Source organism: Bacteroides faecium (genome assembly GCF_012113595.1).
Taxonomy (GTDB): Bacteria; Bacteroidota; Bacteroidia; order Bacteroidales; family Bacteroidaceae; genus Bacteroides; species Bacteroides faecium.
Genome location: NZ_CP050831.1, coordinates 2,904,099 through 2,923,021 on the forward strand (window position 1 = coordinate 2,904,099; position 18,923 = coordinate 2,923,021).

Sequence of the window (18,923 nt, forward strand, 5' to 3'; positions counted from 1 at the left end):
AAAAGACAAAACGTTATGATAAAGTTATTACAAAGACTTGCAACGGCTATGCTGCCCGCCCTATTGTGCGGTACTCTGCTTGTGGGCTGCGAGGAAGATGATAAATATACTAAAGTGGACGACCTCTTCCAACCCCGGTTTGTATTGGAGAAACCGGAAGTGAAAGGAAACTCGGTGACAATGGTATGGTATAAAGTGAACGAAGCCACCTCTTATACGGTGGAGCTTCATCAAGACCAATATTACAATAGTCTGTTTATGGAGATAGAGACGACCGAACCTTACGTGTTCGTCGATGATATTCCTTACGGGACGACTTTCTATATCCGTGTGCGCAGCAATGCTCCCAAAGCTACCAACAACTCGCAGTGGAGCTACGTCAGCGCCTCTACCGAAGCGCGTCCAGAGTATGCCAAGTTGGTGGAAGATGTTTCCAAAACTGAGATTACGGAATCATCGGCTGTGATTCGCTGGAAGAAAGACAATAAACAGAATCCGGTGGATAGTATCAGTATCATGCCTATGATGGATACCACACTGCCCGGCGTCAGCCGCTACCTCACTATTGAAGAGATGATGCAGGGATATGCCGAAGTGGACGGCTTGACCAAAAACACGCTGTATGCCGTCAATCTGTATGACACCGGCAAACCGCGTAAGTATGACAAGCCCTACAATCAGGTGACGTTCCGCACAGCCGGGCCGTCGGCCATGTCTATACAGGTAGGTTTGGATGATGACTTGTCCGCCATGTTGCTGAATAACGACATTGACCCTGAAGTGCCCGAAGGTACGGAATATTACCTGCCGGCAGGTTCTTCCTACCGTGTCACTCCGTTTGCCCTGATGAAAGGCTTCCGCTTGGCGGGTAGTCGCGATGGGGTTAAGCCTGTGGTTATTTTAGAAGGCAGTTGGGACGTTGCAGCCGGTTCTTATATCGCTAGTCTCGAATTTGATAATATCGAGTTCCGGCATGAAGCAAACAATAATTACTTTATGAATGCTGGTAGTACATATACAATAGAGAATGTCAGCTTTGTAAATTGTGACTTCATAAGTCTGCGTCGTGGTTTTTGGCGTCATAAAGAAGCTAATGCCAAGTACGTTATGAACTTTGAGATGGAAGGATGCCGTTTTGAAGGTTGCGGATGGCAAACCAGTGCATTTGGTATGATTAATCTTCAGTCCTTTGACAAAACCAATGGAGTATCTCATGACCAGTTTGACCGTGCTATCTTCCGCAACTGTACGTTCAGCAATGATAATGACGGAACCAGCGGGTATGGTTGGGGTAATCTCTTCTATGCACCTTATATGGATAAGCCTATCCACTTGGAGTATAAGAATGTGACTATCTACAATTACAGCCGCAACCAACGTCTGATTAACATCGAATCCGCCGTAGGCTCCGAATTGGTATTGCAGGGTATTTTGCTGGCGTCTCCTTGTGGCGACCTGTATGCTATCGGTGCGAATACCACTACCACGTTCTCTGACAACTATACCACAGCAGATTATGCGTTGGGTGGCAGTAAGATGAGTGCAACCGACCTTGAAGTTACGGCAGACGAACTCTTTGCCGACCCTGCTAATGGAGACTTGACGATTAAGGACAGTTCTTCTCCGATAGTAAGCAGCCGTGCAGGAGATACGCGTTGGTTACCTTAAAAAAATAAATAGATATAATGAAATAACATGATTAGGAATACACTAAAATATAATAGTATGAATCTGAAAACATTTGTTCTTTTAGCCGTTGCCGGCACTATGGCGGTAGCATGTAGCGAAGTTAATGAGAGTTCTTTTACGGATGGCGACGGTCAGAAAAGACTTAGTTCTATCAGTTCGGGCAACGACCGTTTCTCTACACGGTTGAATAGCGAAACCAGTGAGTGGGAGAGTGGTGATGCCATAGGTATATATATGTTCGACACGGAAGACAAGAATGTATTGAACGATGCCCTTAATGTAAAATATGCCACAGTGGGCGAAGGACGTACCGTGAATTTCTCGTCCAATCCGGGAATAGCTATCTATGATATGCCTACCAACTTCGTAGCTTATTATCCCTATAATACGGCTGCGAATGTGATTGATGTCACGGCAGCGCTTTATAAAGTAGACCTGAGCGACCAGTCCGACGGTGTCTCTGCCCACGATTTAATGTGGGCAAAGGCTGCCAACCAATCTACGGAATCCCTGTTGGCGGGTGGACTGGCGTTTACTTTCCATCATCAGTTGGTGCTTTTGCGTGTAAATATAACGAATGAGAATGTATCGAGTGTGACAAGCGTAACAGTAGGCGGTATGAATACGACTGCCACTTTCAACCTGATAGACGGTACGTTGGGCAATATGGATACACAGAAGTCTATTGATTTGCAGAAAACAGGCGATAAGTCATTTATCGGTATCATGCTGCCTGCCGAAGAACTGGTAAACAAACTGTCTCTTACCATTATGGCAGACGGCGGCAAGTATCAGTACACCGTGCCCGAAGGCAGCCGGATAGATAAGTTTATAGCTGGCAATGAATACACTTTCAATATCAATGTGGGTAAGGAAACTAGCGGAGAAATCGGTGGCGGTAATGGTGGCAACACTCCTTGGGGTGATGGTGGAAGCGAAGACGGCGACGGTGACAAAGTATCCGAGAATGAAGCTATCCCTGCCGACTATGCTCAGAAAGCGGTTACTGCGGAAACAGACTTGTCGACAGTATTGTCCGGTGCTTCCGGCAAGGCTGCGTTAGTGTTTGCTGCCAATGCGGAAGGTTATACCTTTAGCGATGCAATCGTAGTGCCCGAAGCTGTGACAGAGTTGTTGCTGATTGGTGATACCGAAGAACAGGTGAAAGTGAATCTGAAACAAATCCAATATAATAAACTTCAAAAGATTGCATTGAATAATCTGGATATTACAGGTGATAACTCAACCGCCTTATTGACAAACAATGAAACGGCTCAACTCTCGGCTGATGCTGTCATAGAGTTGAAGAAGTGCAACTTCTCTACGATGAAGACTGTTTGCGACTGGCCGGATGGAGATAATGGAGCACAAAACCTGCTTTCCGCTGTACTCATCGACGACTGCCAGTTTGTAAATATGAAAAGCGTATTCAACTATTATGGTTCTAAAGCAATCACTATCACCAATTCTACACTTTACAATATGACAGAGCGTGCTGTTTACGTAAAAGATGCGAATAATGTAGCCGTAACTGTGGAGAACTGTACCTTGGTCGGTTTGACTGCAACTCCTTTTGAAAGCAGATATAACAATGGTAATTTATACTACAAGAATAATGTTTCGGCTTGTTTCGTAGATAGGAATCCTAATATCGGGTATAAGATGAATGTGCAAGAGTTTTCCGGCAACTATGCGGCAGCTTCCGAAGATGGAAAATATGCAGTAGTGAATGTACACGGGAACCCGATAGATACGAATGCCTTCCCTAATGCTTGGGTAAGTACCTCGATGACCGTCTCCGAACTCTTTGAAGACGCTGCAAGCGGTAACTTCAAACTTAAGATTGACGCACAGGCAGGCGACCCGCGTTGGTACAAGAATGCCCGGTAACCTTTTGAGACATTATTGTAATACTGATTAAACAATCCGGTTATGAAATTATTTCATTCATTAATATACCCTTTGTTGGCAGGTAGTTTGTTTTGCCTTTCTTGCTCGGACGACGAGCAGGAAACGGGCACCAAACAACCCTCTGCTACGGGCGAGGTTACATTCGGTGTAGACCTCACAGCTTTCTCAACCCGTGTCACCCAAGACGGTTCATCGTGGAACGAGGGTGATAAGATTGGGACATACGTGTTGGATGCGAAAACGCTTGAACCTGCCATAGAAACAGTGAACGTACCCTATGTCTGCTCGGAAGAGGGAGCATCGGTTTCTTTTACTTCTTCCGCACCGCTCAAGGTACAAAACGACGGAGTGCCGGTGAAGTTCGTGGCATATTATCCGTACACTGCCGATATGCGTAATTTTGACTATCCCGTGCAATTGGCGGCACAAGGAGAGGGCAGTACAGCCTGCGACCTGCTATATGCTGCCACGAACGAGGACTATACTTACTCCGAAGAGACTGCTCCCCATATCTCGCTGAACTTTACGCATCGCCTGTCTAAAGTGATTCTGAAATTCGTGAATATGGAGAAAGAACCGTTGGAAGTAAGTGATGTGAGGATTGAAGGGATGCAAACCGCAGCTTCGTTCAATGTACAGACCGACGTACTGACGGTTGACGAAAGCTCTGTTGCCACCATCACCCCTTATCACAATGGCACAACCGGCTTCTACGAAGCCATCGTTCTTCCTTCATCACTGAAGGATAGCTACAAAGTTTCTTTTGTGTTGGATGACAGAGAAAAGGAGTGGATATTTACTAATCTGGACATCTCCCTTCCGCAATTTCACAAAGGTTACAGCTATACCTTTGCGCTCTACATTGACGATAGCGGCTTTGTAGAAATGGGGCGTCTCGAAAGTGTGGATGCCGGAAACTCCTCAGCTCCCTGGGAAGACGGAAGCAACGAAGACGGCACGGCCGACGGTGATAAGACCCCTGTCGCCGGATATAACCTGACCCCTGCCGACGGCACACAGCAAGCATTTGCGGATACCGAACTGAAAATCTCGTTTGAAGGGACAGCACCCGAACTCGGCACGAGCGGTTGTATCCGTATCTATCGCATGAGCGACCATAAACAGGTAGACGAAATCAGTCTGTCCGACCGCAGGGTATCCATTGTTGATGGTGTAACTCAGTTGAATACATGGATGGATATTATTGGCATTACGCCCACGGGTTCTTCCGTCAGTCGCCGTGTCGTCAACTATTATCCTGTGAGGGTGGAAGGCAACGATTTCATTATCAAGCCTCACCAACAACGTCTGCAATATGATACCGAATATTATGTGACGATAGACCAGGCTGCCGTGAAGCAGACGGACTTCCGTGGAATATACGGTCGTGCATGGACTTTCAAGACCAAGCCCGCACCGATGCCGGCAGGACCTAATTATGAACTGAAGATTAGCCATACCGACCCCAACGCTGACTTCTATACCTTGCAAGGTGCTATTGATTTCTGTGCGACGCACATCGACCTGAATGCTTCCAAAACTTTCCAAATGGATAATGGCATCTATCAGGAAATCATCTACTTGCGCGACCAGACCAATATCACTGTGAAAGGGAATGTGAGCGACAATACGGCTGTCAATATCCAATACGATAACAGCAATGACATCAACGGCGGCATAGGTGCGGGAATCAACATCGACCAGTTTGCCCCGGTCGGTACTGTAATTTCCAAGTCCGGCGGCCGTTCGATGATGATGCTCGATGGAAATTCCGACAAGATTCGCTTCGAGAATGTGACGATAGAGAATGCTTATGGATGGACATTGGGCAAGAATGGTCAGGCGGAAGCGCTTTATATCAACAACAAGTCGGCTGCTTTCATTAATTGCCGTGTGTTGAGTTTTCAGGATACCCTGCTTCCGGGTGGTGGCTACAACTGGTTCAAAGATTGTTTCATAGCCGGAGCTACCGACTTTATCTGGGGTTCGGGCAAGGTAGTATTGTTTGAAGACTGCCAGCTCCATGCGCCTACCGGCACACGTGCCGTAATGCAGGCACGCGTCAGAGAGGGCTACTTGGGCTATGTATTCCTGAACAGCCGCTTCACGGTGGGCGCAGGTGTCACCAGTTCTACCCTGATTTATCAGTACGAACCGGATAACCTCACTTTCTTGAATTGTACGTTTGCCGATATATATGGTGCCAACTTTGTGGGTGAAAACAAGCCGCTTACTCCGGCAGTGCCTACTGTCGCCACCGGTTGCAAACTTTACAACTGCAAGACGGAATCGGGAGCCAACCTCTACGAATCTATTCCGGCAGCGGTACGCAACACAGTGCTGCAACTCAGTGGCGAACAGTACAATCAATACTTTGGTACACGCAAAACCATTATGAGTTGGGACGGATATACCGATGCCGACTGGTTCAAATAGTTCAATATATTAAGGTAAAAAAGATATGAATAGATTGATTCAAATGGCTGGTCTTGTACCAGCCATCCTAAGCGTCCTTTGCGCTTGCCAGCATCCCGCCCCGCAGGCGGCAGGGACAGGGCAGGACTTGAAAGCTATATATGCCGACCTGCCTTTCTCCATGCCTGTCGTGGAACGTCCTGCTTTTCCTGATTATCAAGTGAATATATGTGATTTCGGTGCGAAGAGCGATGGCGTGACGCTGAATACGGAAGCGATAAATAATGCTATCAAAGCCGTGCACGACAAAGGCGGCGGTCGGGTGGTTATCCCGGAAGGGCTGTGGCTGACGGGGCCTGTCGTACTTCTCAGCAATGTCAACCTGCATGCGGAAAATAATGCCCTTGTAGTATTTAGCGGAGATACTTCCTTATATCCGATAATCACCACCTCGTTTGAAGGGCTGGATACCAAACGTTGCCAATCGCCTATCTCGGCAGTGAACGCAGAGAACATAGCCATTACCGGTCATGGCGTTTTCGACGGTGCGGGTGACAAGTGGCGTCCCGTAAAGAAAAGCAAAATGACGGAAGGGCAGTGGAACAAGCTGTTGAAATCCGGTGGGAAGGTGGACGAAAGCGGCAAGGTGTGGTATCCCAACGAAGGAGCTTTGAAAGCATCTGTGCTTATGGCGGACTGGGGAAACAAGCGTCCGGACATCGGTATTGAAGAGTGGGAAGAAATGAAAAGCTGGTTGCGCCCGGTTCTGCTGAGTGTCGTGAAGAGTAAGAAAATACTTTTGGAAGGTGTGACGTTCAAGAATTCTCCGAGTTGGTGTCTCCATCCTTTGTCATGCGAATCCCTGACGTTGAATGATGTAAAGGTATTCAATCCCTGGTATTCGCAGAATGGGGATGCGCTGGATGTGGAATCCTGTAAGAACGTGCTGATAACGAACTGTTTCTTCGACGCGGGCGATGATGCAATCTGTCTGAAATCGGGAAAGGATAAAGACGGGCGCAGACGTGGGGAGCCTTGCGAAAATGTGATTGTGAGAAACAATACGGTGCTGCACGGTCATGGCGGATTCGTTATTGGCAGCGAAATGTCCGGCGGCGTGAAGAACGTATATGTATCCGAATGTTCTTTTATCGGCACGGATGTCGGGTTGCGGTTCAAGAGTGCGCGCGGGCGTGGCGGTGTTGTGGAGAATATCTATATCAACAATATTAATATGATAGACATCCCGAATGATGCCTTGATTGCCGACTTGTATTATGCTGTCAAAGGTGCTCCGGGTGAGCCTGTGCCGGATGTTACCGAAGAAACTCCGGCATTCAGAAACATACATATCTCGGACGTGTTCTGCAAGGGAGCCGGACGGGCAGTGTATCTGAACGGACTTCCCGAAATGCCGATTGAGAACATATCCATAAAGAACATGGTGGTGACGGGTGCGAAGCAAGGCATTGTGATTAACAAAGTCGCAAAGATTAATATAGAGAATGTGGATATAGAAACTCCCGACGATTCGATGATACAGATAGAGAATGCAACAGGCATTACTATCAACGGCGAAGAATACGGAACAATTTCAGAAAAACGGCTGCTTACAAAGAACTAATAGCCAGTCGGATAGTTAGTAAAGGGGGATTTGGGTGTGATGACCTGATATCTCCCTTTTATCTTTTTATGGCAGGATATGCAAGATATGAAAAAGCAAAATCACCAAAACTATTTAGGTTGTCATGTAATAGTATAAAAACAATCCCTATATTTGCAAATATAGGTAGTTGTAACAAGCACATAACAATACAAATACTTAGAAATATAACAGTGTAAATGACTGCTGTTGGCATAACACTATCAAATTAAATAAGGAAAGATGGAAAAAGAAATAAGAGAAATTCTTTTAGAAATAATAGAATTATTAGAAATTGCAGGTGAACATGGCTGGGCTTCTAATCTCAAAAGGTTGTATGCAGACAATTATTCTTCCCGATGGGATTGGCTAAGAAAAATTAAAAGTCTATTTGGCGGAATGGGGTCATTTAATGATTTGGTTTTAGTGAGAAATGGGGTCATTTGCATAGATGAAAATAATAAACTGAGTCAGTTGCGTGAACAACTCTACGAAAGCATGGTACAATCTTTTGTGGAATAGGATAATTCAGAAGGAAAATATCGGTGTACACACATACTTCAATCGTCTTAAATAGGAGATTAGCTGCAAACAATTATCAATCCATAAAATGAAAATAAAATGGTAATAGAAATAGAAAAACTAACCGAAAAAGATTTTTTGCAAGGTAATAAACCGTTCAGTTCTTTATTCCATGTTTCAATATGGAATAGTCAAACCCGTATTAAAATATTGAGTAAACAAGAAATAGACAATGTATCTATCTTGCCTATCATTAAAGCTGTTTTATTATGGGTAAATAATAACAGGGAATCCTGTTCTGAAGCAGCAATAGAGGAAGGAATGATATTACTTGCAGAAGAATGGATGAAAGACGAAGACTCTAAAGTAATAGATGAAAAAGATTGTTATTTGACAATAGATAAAGAGAAAGTATTTTTACCTATAACCCAAACCGATTTTTGTAATAGTTTAAGAGTACAATCTATCGTTTTTTCTATTGAAGAAGGAATAACAGATATAGATATGTATATAAACTGTGTTCCTGATTACTATGCAGGTCATGTCATATGGTATAACTTAATAATGAAAAACGATAAAATTGAATGTGAATGTAATGGATTAGAGGGATAAATATAGGTTGCTAACAAACTGTAAGAATTGGCAATATAGAGTTGTATTTCTTTGAAAACAAAGTTGATAGCCTATATTATTTCCCCAAACAAAACATTGGTAACAATCATCTTAACAGCTAAATGCAGTTTCTCACCAACCCATTACCAATCATTTAAACCATTAAGAATGAAACTCAAACAGCAAATAACAAATTTTTATCAAGTTCTAAAAGCGTTACCTGATAACGAAGAATATAACTCAGAAGGTGTCAGAAATGCAATTTCTGTGAAAGCTGATGGTCTATTACAAATTTTGGATGATAATGATAAACATGGTATAGAAGTCGATGAAAAGATATTTTCTTTCTTGTCTTTTGTAAAGGGATATGATTTGCCAAGATTTGAGGATAACTATTATCTATTCACAAAAGAAGATTTAGAAAGAGAATATAAAAGACTGGGAAATATTACATTATTAAGTGGAAGTGAAATAGATTACTAACAATAGGTATAAACTGCCCTGAAAGGTCGATTAGTCACTAAACATTAGAACTGGAAATAAAAACAATATGGAAGTAATAGAAAGTAAATGGTATAAAAAGGATGGTGCAAATACTGCGTTTATTGAAGATGTAGAAAAGCAGCTAAATACAACCTTGCCAAAACAGTACAAAAGTTTTTTGTTATGGAGCAATGGTGGTGAGGGTAAGTTAGGAGATAACTACATTTATATATGGGCTATTGAAGATATTATTGCTTACAATCATGACTATGGAATACAAAAATATCTTCAAAAAGAGTATTTGGCATGGATGGTGATATTGGATATATTTTTTATCTGCCTGACAATAGTATATATAGGGTGGATTTGGGAGATTTAGATATGGCTTCTATCAAGTACATAGCACCTTCTTTTGACGATTTTCTAGGCAAGGCTATTTATCTTAATTTCGATAAATTGCAAAATGTAGTATAACGTAAAATAATAATGATATGAAAGAGTTTGAAAAAATAAATTCGGATATTGATAAATATGGTTTTTCGGTCATTCTGATTGAAGCAACGGATTATCTTCCTTCATTTGCGTATAGTATTGGATTATGGAAAACGTGTAAACACCCGGAAATAATTGTTTTCGGACTCTCGATAGATATACTTCATTCAATTGTAAATGAAGTTGGTAAATTTGTACTAAATGGAAATATCGTACAGCCAAACGAATTGTATTGCGATTTTCTGGAGAATGGAAGTAATTATTTTCTGCAAGTAGATAAACGGAGTTTGAATGATTATGTTGGATTCGCTCTTGATTATTATAACTTCGTATTTCCTGTTTTAGAATTTATCTGGACTGATAAGAACGGTTGTTTTCCGTGGGATGAAAATTTCGATAGTAATCTCAAATTTAAACAACCGCTATTGGACAGGAACTATGATTTTAAGTTTTTTGAGAGTGAAAATTTAGGTGTCTTTACAACCAAACAATGGTTGGAAGAAAGTAAGCCGATATTAAATGTGGTTCATGATTCTGACGGGGACTGGCAGTTTTTAACTGGAGAGCAGACCGGGAAAGATATTAAATTAGTAGCTCTGAAAGAATTAATTCTAAAAGATGCAACTTTGAATGAAGTTTTTGATTTGGACTACGGAGAAGAAGCTCATCGAAAATCTATTGAAGATGAATGGGAACGAAATTATATTGAATCTGATAACGAATAAAAAGATACCGATAATAAGCGAATAAACTGTATTACAAAGTGGAACATTGTTGAACGTTATCAGTCAGTGGAATAAAAATATATGTATGAATAAAAAACATATGAATCTTTTTGGAGATAAAGATAAGTTTGCGATAGAAGCTGAACTATGGCAGCGCGATGAAGGGTACATATTCATAAACTACTGTTTATGGATAGAGAATAATATGGTTGGAGATAAAGAACAAACTGCGGTTTTATCAGCAGAATTAGACCGTATAACCAAAATTGCAGAGTTAAAAGGACAACGCTATATTACTCCGAATAGACTATCAGCTAAACAAATAACAGATAATCTAATAAATAGCATATGGTTTGATAATCACAATGACCACGACATAAGTCCGGCAGAGAATGTAGCACTTAAAAATCTTGATATATTATCACAATATGGAGAATGTTTTCAAGGTTTTTTTGTGTTTCTGTTAGAAGGAGATGGATATGAATGGTTATTATCTAAAGAAGATGGGAATGATAAGTATCTCGACATTAAGTTACCGTATGGTTTTATATACTCTTGCTTTGATGAATTTCTCAAATGGATTAAAGATTCGACAATCTTAGTTTTGCGAAGAGACGAAGTATCAACAACAAGCCTGTGAACTACTTTAATAGTCAGCTATTTGCAATGGTGTCTCCTAAAAATAACGGCGGTTAATTTCACGGCGGTTAATTTTCGCCATAATTGTAAATATAGATATTTTTGGAGTACAAACAATTAAATTGGCGGTAGATTAAATTTGTTTCAAGCACTTGAAACAAACTGTTTAATAGGGTGAAACACTTTGTTTCAAGGCTCTGAACACATTGTTTCAAAGCATGAAACAGATTGTCGCCCTATAGCAAACAAGTCGTCATCCTATAAGATGTACTTTTTGCTTTAGAGTTGCAGGCTATTTTATCTATTATTTCAAGTAATGCTGAATCATTTATTGGGTAGTATTGCATCATTTATCAGCTATTAATACCTGATTTCTCAACTATTAATAGTTGGGATGTAGAGTGTTAATACTTGGCATGATAACTATTAATACCCTGTAAATCAGATGATAGAGTTCTGGGTATGGTAATTTTTGTGTATGAGGGTAACTTTTACTATCAGGGTGCTATAATAGTTTACCCTCATAGCTACAACCCCGATGAATAAAGGGATTGAAGTAGCTTATGAGGGCATGAGGGTAAAATTATAAAATCTTTATAGGGAGTGATTGCAAATCGTCGGCTGAACTGCTTCCATAAAGCACCTTGTATGTTCCGGTCAAAGGATGCATCGTATTGGTGACGGTATCAAACCATTCGAATGATTCGTAGGGAAGCTCGATTGTTATATTTTCGGTCTTGCCTTTGGCTATGTTGACCCGTTTAAAGCCGCGAAGTGTCTTTTGCGGGCCCCCCTTATCATCGGGACGCGAAATATATACTTGCACAACTTCTTCACCGTCTCTCTGCCCGATGTTACTAACCGGAATGGTGAGGATAACTTTTTCACCTTTGCGTAGCTTCGACTGGTTCAGTTTACCTTTTCCATAAGAGAAGCGGGTGTAACTTAATCCGTAGCCGAAAGGATACAGGGGAGTTTCACGCATAAAACGGTAGGTGCGCCCTTTCATCGAATAGTCCTCATAATCCGGTAGTTGCTGCATATTCTTGTAGAAGGTGACGGGCAAACGTCCGGCAGGATTATAGTCTCCGAAGAGTACGTCAGCAACGGCTGTTCCGCCTGCCTGTCCGGGATACCATGCTTGCAGGATAGCGTCGCAATTCTGTGTCTCGGGTACGATTGCCATTGCCGAGCCGGAAAAGTTGACGAATACTGTCTTTTTACCGTTCTTCTTCAAAAGAGCCAGAACTTCGCGCTGGATAGCGGGCAGTTCGATTTCCGTGCGGTCGCCACCTTTGAATCCGGGGTCGGACACTCTCATGGATTCGCCTTCCAGCAGGGGAGAGATGCCACCGGCGAAGATAACGACATCCGTATCTTTCAATTTGTTGATGATGTCCTGTGTATCCATAGGAGTCAGACGGGCAAGGTCGAAGTTGAGCGAAGGGTTATCTTTCACCTGAATGAAATGCAGCTCGATGTCGTAGCTCTTGCCGGCTTCGTAATTGAACGAATACAGGTTGGCGGGATTTTTGATGTTCGTTCCTTCGGCTACTTGTTTTCCGTTGATGAATATGGTGAGTCCGCCATTGCTCATGATTCGGAAAGTTGCCGCACCGGAGTCTGTAGGACGGAAAGTAGTGCGGTAGATAGCGGTGAAATTCTTCAGTCTCACGCCCGGAGCGAACACGGTGGAACCCTCTGCGCTGAAATGGAAAGGAGTGGACAGTTGGTCGGTGGCGGCTATTTCGCCTTTATATTCGCGGTTGTTCCAGTAAGTGGCGTCGAACCCTGCTTTGCCGTTTATGCTGCATTGGTTGAACAGGCTGTGCAGGGTGGTATCGTTTGTATATCCGCAGACAGGCTCGTAGACTATTTGTGCTTCGGGAAGTTTGGCGCGTATGCCTTCCAGCAGGGTGACGGTATGTGATGGAAATCCGTTATAGTTTCCCCATTGCATCACTGAATCATTGGCGTTCGGGCCGATGACGGCGACTTTCATCCCGCGGTTCAGAGGGAGCAGGTTCCCTTTATTTTGAAGCAGTACCAGACTTTCGTGTGCCATCTTCAGTGCCAGTTCCTTATGCTTGGGACTGTCTACTACCGAATAGGGGATTTCACTCCAGGGATGAGTATCGTTCATTTCTCCCAGTTCGAAACGGGCTTTCAGTAGTCTTTTTACTGAAGCGTTGATTTTTTCTTCTGAGATAAGCCCTTTCTCTACGGCTTCCGTTATGCTTTTGAAATGACCGCCGCATTCGAGGTCGGTTCCGCTCAGTACGGCATCGGCGGAAGCATGTGTTGCGTTAGGGTGCGTCTCATGTTTTTTGCGCTGGAAAAAGTCGCCGATAGCTCCGCAGTCGGTGACGACGATGCCTTCGAAACCCCAGTCGTCGCGGAGAATCTGGGTGAGCAGGCGATTGCTGCCGCAGCAAGGCTCACCTTCAAAACGGTTGTAGGCACACATCACTTCTTTTACTCCTGCTTTCTGCACCAGTTCCTTGAAAGCGGGAAGATAGGTTTCCCATAAGTCTCTCGGAGCGATGTTTTCGGCGTTGAAGCTGTGGCGGTTCCATTCGGGGCCGGAATGCACGGCAAAATGCTTGGCACAGGCGTGGAGTTTGTCATATTCGGCATTTTCCGGGCCTTGCAGACCTCTGACTGCTGCCATTCCCATACGTCCGCTCAGATAAGGGTCTTCGCCATATGTTTCTTGCCCCCGTCCCCAGCGCGGGTCGCGGAAGATGTTGACGTTGGGAGTCCACATGGTCAGTCCTTGGTAACGCTTGTACTGTCCCCGCTCGTTGAATTGGCGGTTTTTGGCACGCGCTTCATCGGATACGGCGTCGAACACTTCGTATAGTAATCCGTCATTGAAGGATGCTGCCATACCTATTGCTTGCGGAAAGACGGTAGCCAGTCCGGCACGGGCTACTCCGTGAAGAGCTTCGTTCCACCATTCGTATGGCTTGATGCCGAGGCGGGGGATAGCCGGAGAGTTGTTCTGCATCAATGCGACTTTCTCTTCCAGTGTAAGACGTTGGAGTAAGTCGTCTGCCCGTTGTTCTGCAGTCAGCTTTGTGTCCTGGTAGGGATACTTGCTTGGTTGTTGCGCCTGCACGTTCATCATGAATATTCCGGTAAGACAGGCGATAATCCATTGCTTTTTCATTTTCTGTTTCTTTTGGTTTTTAGATTTGAGACTGCAATAGTACGGGCTTTTCGTTATTTCTTCGGGGAATATCCGGTAGAAAAGGAGTATTTATTTACTTTTTCTTTTCCTTATATTCCGAGGGGGTGATTCCTATCACTTTCTTGAAGCATTTGCTGAAATACTTCGGGTCGTTGAAACCTGTCATGTAGGCTACTTGTGAGAAGTTGTATTCACCGCTGTCAATTAACTGGACGGCACGTTTGATACGTATTTCACGTATAAAGTCTACGGGAGTCAGACCGATGATTGATTTCAGTTTCCGGTAGAAGATAGTACGGCTGAGCATTAACTTTTCTGCGAACTCGTCAATGGTGAGTTCGGCATTATCCATCTGTTCTTCCATAAATTCCATCACTTTCTCCATGAATTGCTCGTCGTACGGGGTTATTTGCGGCTGAGAAGGGGTAAGCGAACCGGTAGCAGGAGCGGCGGCAATGGAAGAATTGTTCTTTCCTTCCATCAGCTTGTTCATGTAGATTTCCTGTAACGCTTTGCGTTGGCGTAGCAGGGATGCTATGCGTGTCTTTAAGTAGGTGGCGCTGAACGGCTTGGTGATATAGTCGTCTATGCCTTGCTCCAGTCCGGCGATGCGGTCGTCCAGGGATGCCTTGGCGGAAAGTACGATAATGGGAATGTGGCAAATGTTGTTGTTCTCTTTGATTTGCCTAATCATCTCAAGTCCGTCCATGACGGGCATCATGACGTCGCTGATTATAAGGTCGGGCAGGTTGTCGGCGGCGCGTTGCAATCCTTCTTCACCGTTGGAAGCTGTTATCACCGTATAGTTCTCCGACAGGATGTTCCTCAGAAATGCTTTCAGTTCTTCATTGTCTTCTACGACCAGTATGGAGAAGTTTTCTGAGTTGCGCTCCTGTTCCTCTTTTTCATTTTCTTCTTCTGTCTCTTCCGGTGCTTTCATGCTGTCGGCAGGATGAGGCGTTGAACTTTGGCTGTCGTTCAGGATAAATTCTACTTGTACGTCTTCTTCGAACACTTCCTTCTGCAAGGGTAAAGTGACAGTAAAACGGCTGCCTATTCCGGGCTGGCTGTCTACTTCGATGGTGCCGTGATGCATTTCCACCATTTCTTTTACTAAGGATAAGCCGATGCCGGAAGACGGTTGCAGGATGTTCTGTTTTACTAATGATTCAAAACGCTGGAACAGTGAATGTTGCTTTTCTGCTGCAATGCCGATGCCTTCGTCTGCTACTGCTATCTCTATTGTTCTTTCCTTTGCCGCAATGCTGACTGTTATTGATTTGTCGGCAGGTGTATATTTGAATGCATTGGAAAGTAGATTGAAGAATATTTTTTCAAATTTGTCCCTGTCCACCCAGCTATATGCTGACGGGATGGAAGAATGTAACTGATAGTTTATGTTTTTCTCCTCGGCTATCAGTTTGAAGTTATTCATTACTTTTTGCAAGAGCGGAATCAAATCCGTTTCTTCTATCAGTAGTTTCATCTTCTGGTTCTGAATCTTGCGGAAATCCAGTATCTGGTTCATCAACCGGAGCATACGCTCTGTATTCTGATGTACCAAGGTAAGATGTTCGCGTGCGGAAGGTGAAAGGGGCTCATTCTCCAGAACTTCCGTTACAGGACTGCTGATTAGAGTCAGCGGAGTACGTAGCTCATGGGAAATGTCGGTAAAGAAACGCAATTTGATGTTGGCTAATTGTTGCTCCATATCGACTCTGTGGCGCAGCCGGTAGATGTAGAACAGTACATATACGATTGTGGCTGTGAAGAGTATGAACAGGACGAAATAGAGCAGCCATGCCCAATAGGTTTCCCAAAAGGTAGGAAGCACGTGTATGGGAAGGGTACGTACGTTGTCTTTCCATACTCCGTCGCTGTTCGTTGACTTTATTTGCAGTTTGTACTTGCCGGCTGGTAAATTGATATAGCTTGCAGACCGGTTATTGTCGGCTTCATTCCACTCGTCCTCTAATCCTTGCAGGCGGTAGGCATATAAGATTCCTTTGGGATTCACATAATCGAGCGCGGCAAACTGGAAAGTGACATTCCGTTGCGATGATTTCAGTTCCAGCTCTTTTAAGTTGTCGATAGAATAATCCGTAGAATGTCCCTGGATTTTTAGTCCCGTGAATACAATAGGCGGAACATATTCGCTCTTGTGCATCTTGTCCGGGGAGACTTCGAGGAATCCTTTATCCGTTCCTAGTACTATTTGGTTGCGGGCATTGATAACGGGAATCGCTTCCGAGAAATTAAACTCCTGGTAGATTGAACTCAACTCAAAGTTTTCGAATGTCTCTTTGGCAGGATTGAACTTGGACAAAGCTATCTCCGAAACCACCCATAGTTGGTTCTGGGTATCTTCAATCATCGAGAGTGCCAAATCGGAAGCCAGCCCGTTGTTTTTATCATAGTTCTTGAACTGGATATTCTCGCTGAGCAGTTGGTCGGATATGACTTTATTTACTCCCCCGGTAAAGCTGATGATATAGGTGGTCTTATTCTTATCGGTATATATGTGCATGATGTCATTGGCACTCAAACTGTTTTTGTCTCCCGGTCGGCGGATATTCCGGTAGAACTTGATTTCTTCCAAACGCTCGAAGCTGTTAGAGAATGTGAGCAGTCCGTTAGTCGTTCCCACAAGGATAACCCCGCCCGGAGCTTCAGCGATATTCCGCACTTTCATGCCGTAGGCTATGGGATAATTTCTCAATTCATTATTACTGTGGATAAATGATGTTTTTCCATCCTTGGTTTGTGTCAACAGGTTTAATCCGCCGCCATAACACCCTACCCAGATATTATTGCGACTGTCCTGATAGATAGCATAGATGCTGTTGCTGCTAAGGCTGTAAGGGTCATTGGACTGGTGTTTGAAATGATGGATGGAGTAATGGTTCGCCCCTGTTTTCTTTAATTGGAAAAGACCGATGTCCTTAGTACCCAGCCAAATGTTATTGTCCTTATCTTCCAGAATGGAATATACTCCGTTGAAGAATGGCTGCTTTTCTTTGACGATATTCCCTTGTGCGGACAGATAGCCTTCCAAAGTTCCGTCCGGTGCATATATCTGAATATAGTTTGACTTGGATGCAGTCCAGAGACGTTGGTTGCTGTCCCGTAGGAAAGCACGTGTTTCGGCTTCATAGTCCGTCTGGTTGAATTGATAGCTTTGCGGGAAAAAACATAACTTCTCCACACCGCGTGCTGTGGCAAACCAGCAATCACCCTGACTGTCTAACGTATAAGACCTGACTAACGGGCTGAAAATAGATTTAGGATTGTTGATGTCCGTAAGCAGCGGTTTGAGGGTTTTCTCCTTCCTGTCGTAATAGCAAAAGTTTCCCTCGGTGGGAAGTAACCATAAATTCTCTGCCTTATCCTCGAAAATGAGTTTACGGCTCTTGCGTCCGTGTTTGATAAGCTCTTCTTTGGGAGTGAACAGATGTTCTTTTTCATTGGTTGTGAGGTTGAAATGAATAATTCCCGGATTCTTGGAGAATATCCAGAGTTCTCCCATGTGGTCTTGATAGACCGTTTCCACATAATTGGAGAATTGGCTAGCCGTCCGGATATCTATCTGCCGGAAACTCTTCTTCTGGGTGGAATACAGTATCAACCCGTTATCCGTCCCCAATGCCAGTATGTCTTCTCTTAGGACGGTCACATTGTTTATTTTGCCATGCGGATAGGGAATATCTACAAACTTTAGCTTTTTAGTGCGGAAATCATATCCCGCTAACTTGTCATTTTCCGCAATCAGATAGACCGTTCCTTTTATCTGCGTGATAAATTGAAAAGGAAAGTCGGTATCTAATGTCTTTTTTCCTATGATTGAGACGCCCTTGTCGGTCAGTATCCATTCATCTTCTTCGGAATCCTGATAAACGGTATATATATGGTCGCCTTTCAGGTTGTGGCTGGAAGTTGAGTAGAGCGTGATACCTTCTCCTTTTTTACACAACTGTTCGTCTACCCTGAACGCGTATCCGTTTTCACAGAGAATCCAGGCGATTCCTTTTTTCAGTGAGTGAATTCGCGTGACATAATTCGTTTGTTGGGTAGAATGTTCTATCGGCTGAAGAACATCAATGAACTTCTCGGTTTCTACATCAAACAGGCAAGCCTGCCCGTCGTAAGTGGGACACCATATGTCTCCGTACTTGCTTTCTGATATAGTCCCCATGCGATTGCTACCGAATGCATAGGCGCTTTCTTGTGAAGTCTTATAAGTCTTGAATGTATAACCGTCAAATTTATTGAGCCCGTTCCATGTACTGAACCAGATAAGCCCTTTCCGGTCTTGTAAAATACTCATTACTATTCCTTGGGCAAGACCGTCACTGACAGAGAAATGTTTGACCTGGCAGATGGGTTGGGCAATCATTATAATTGCAGTCAATAAAAGAAGAAATAGAGTACTGAGCCGTTTCATAGTAATTTCTAAAATGTTCAAAGCAAAAATAAACAAAACAAACCGGAATAGAAAGTGCGAATAGTGGTTTGAACGAATTATACTCTTTTTTGCCTATTTTTTCCTCTTATACTACTTATATGGGGATTATCTCTCACTAGACTTTATTGAAACTTAAAT

Annotated in this window: 12 protein-coding genes; 10 read left to right on the plus strand and 2 right to left on the minus strand. The window is 43.5% G+C overall.

The features are described from left to right. The first annotated feature begins 15 nt into the window (after positions 1 to 15). The 10 genes from BacF7301_RS10330 (at position 16) to BacF7301_RS10375 (ending at position 11,131) form a co-directional block, all read left to right on the plus strand. Complete coding sequence (locus BacF7301_RS10330; RefSeq protein WP_167962511.1) at positions 16 to 1,668, plus strand: DUF5123 domain-containing protein; 1,653 nt, start codon at positions 16 to 18, stop codon at positions 1,666 to 1,668. Between the two features lie 57 nt (positions 1,669 to 1,725). Next, complete coding sequence (locus BacF7301_RS10335; protein ID WP_167962513.1) at positions 1,726 to 3,579, plus strand: fimbrillin family protein; 1,854 nt, start codon at positions 1,726 to 1,728, stop codon at positions 3,577 to 3,579. Positions 3,580 to 3,621: 42 nt separating this feature from the next. Continuing rightward, a complete protein-coding gene (locus tag BacF7301_RS10340) occupies positions 3,622 to 6,036 on the plus strand; it encodes a pectinesterase family protein (protein ID WP_167962515.1) in 2,415 nt (804 codons plus the stop codon). A 25-nt stretch (positions 6,037 to 6,061) separates the two neighbouring features. Next, complete coding sequence (locus BacF7301_RS10345; RefSeq protein ID WP_167962517.1) at positions 6,062 to 7,639, plus strand: glycoside hydrolase family 28 protein; 1,578 nt, start codon at positions 6,062 to 6,064, stop codon at positions 7,637 to 7,639. 261 nt (positions 7,640 to 7,900) lie between these two features. Continuing rightward, the gene (locus BacF7301_RS10350; protein WP_167962519.1) at positions 7,901 to 8,179 is read left to right on the plus strand and encodes a DUF6966 domain-containing protein; all 279 of its coding nucleotides are present in this window, start codon (positions 7,901 to 7,903) and stop codon (positions 8,177 to 8,179) included. A gap of 99 nt (positions 8,180 to 8,278) precedes the next feature. Continuing rightward, positions 8,279 to 8,791: a DUF2262 domain-containing protein gene (locus tag BacF7301_RS10355; protein WP_167962521.1), complete on the plus strand. Its 513-nt coding sequence runs from the start codon at positions 8,279 to 8,281 to the stop codon at positions 8,789 to 8,791. A gap of 168 nt (positions 8,792 to 8,959) precedes the next feature. Further along, positions 8,960 to 9,274 carry a hypothetical protein gene (locus BacF7301_RS10360; protein ID WP_022137784.1) on the plus strand — a complete coding sequence of 105 codons (315 nt, stop codon included), beginning with the start codon at positions 8,960 to 8,962 and terminating at the stop codon, positions 9,272 to 9,274. A gap of 67 nt (positions 9,275 to 9,341) precedes the next feature. Then, complete coding sequence (locus BacF7301_RS10365) at positions 9,342 to 9,653, plus strand: SMI1/KNR4 family protein (RefSeq protein ID WP_167962523.1); 312 nt, start codon at positions 9,342 to 9,344, stop codon at positions 9,651 to 9,653. Between the two features lie 112 nt (positions 9,654 to 9,765). Then, positions 9,766 to 10,491: a DUF4262 domain-containing protein gene (locus tag BacF7301_RS10370; protein ID WP_167962525.1), complete on the plus strand. Its 726-nt coding sequence runs from the start codon at positions 9,766 to 9,768 to the stop codon at positions 10,489 to 10,491. An 85-nt stretch (positions 10,492 to 10,576) separates the two neighbouring features. Continuing rightward, positions 10,577 to 11,131: an Imm42 family immunity protein gene (locus tag BacF7301_RS10375; protein WP_167962527.1), complete on the plus strand. Its 555-nt coding sequence runs from the start codon at positions 10,577 to 10,579 to the stop codon at positions 11,129 to 11,131. A gap of 582 nt (positions 11,132 to 11,713) precedes the next feature. Here the strand turns inward: BacF7301_RS10375 and xyl3A are convergent. Both xyl3A and BacF7301_RS10385 read right to left on the minus strand, forming a co-directional pair. After that, the gene (xyl3A, locus tag BacF7301_RS10380; RefSeq protein WP_167962529.1) at positions 11,714 to 14,302 is read right to left on the minus strand and encodes a xylan 1,4-beta-xylosidase; all 2,589 of its coding nucleotides are present in this window, start codon (positions 14,300 to 14,302) and stop codon (positions 11,714 to 11,716) included. Between the two features lie 94 nt (positions 14,303 to 14,396). Further along, positions 14,397 to 18,764 (minus strand): hybrid sensor histidine kinase/response regulator transcription factor, encoded by a 4,368-nt coding sequence (locus BacF7301_RS10385; protein WP_167962531.1) that lies wholly within the window; start codon positions 18,762 to 18,764, stop codon positions 14,397 to 14,399. Positions 18,765 to 18,923 lie beyond the last annotated feature (159 nt).

Coding starts and splice junctions, on each gene's coding strand:
- BacF7301_RS10330 (WP_167962511.1), top strand. CDS start 16: ATGATAAAGTTATTACAAAGACTTGCAACGGCTATGCTGCCCGCCCTA.
- BacF7301_RS10335 (WP_167962513.1), top strand. CDS start 1,726: ATGAATCTGAAAACATTTGTTCTTTTAGCCGTTGCCGGCACTATGGCG.
- BacF7301_RS10340 (WP_167962515.1), top strand. CDS start 3,622: ATGAAATTATTTCATTCATTAATATACCCTTTGTTGGCAGGTAGTTTG.
- BacF7301_RS10345 (WP_167962517.1), top strand. CDS start 6,062: ATGAATAGATTGATTCAAATGGCTGGTCTTGTACCAGCCATCCTAAGC.
- BacF7301_RS10350 (WP_167962519.1), top strand. CDS start 7,901: ATGGAAAAAGAAATAAGAGAAATTCTTTTAGAAATAATAGAATTATTA.
- BacF7301_RS10355 (WP_167962521.1), top strand. CDS start 8,279: ATGGTAATAGAAATAGAAAAACTAACCGAAAAAGATTTTTTGCAAGGT.
- BacF7301_RS10360 (WP_022137784.1), top strand. CDS start 8,960: ATGAAACTCAAACAGCAAATAACAAATTTTTATCAAGTTCTAAAAGCG.
- BacF7301_RS10365 (WP_167962523.1), top strand. CDS start 9,342: ATGGAAGTAATAGAAAGTAAATGGTATAAAAAGGATGGTGCAAATACT.
- BacF7301_RS10370 (WP_167962525.1), top strand. CDS start 9,766: ATGAAAGAGTTTGAAAAAATAAATTCGGATATTGATAAATATGGTTTT.
- BacF7301_RS10375 (WP_167962527.1), top strand. CDS start 10,577: ATGAATAAAAAACATATGAATCTTTTTGGAGATAAAGATAAGTTTGCG.
- xyl3A (WP_167962529.1), bottom strand. CDS start 14,302: ATGAAAAAGCAATGGATTATCGCCTGTCTTACCGGAATATTCATGATG.
- BacF7301_RS10385 (WP_167962531.1), bottom strand. CDS start 18,764: ATGAAACGGCTCAGTACTCTATTTCTTCTTTTATTGACTGCAATTATA.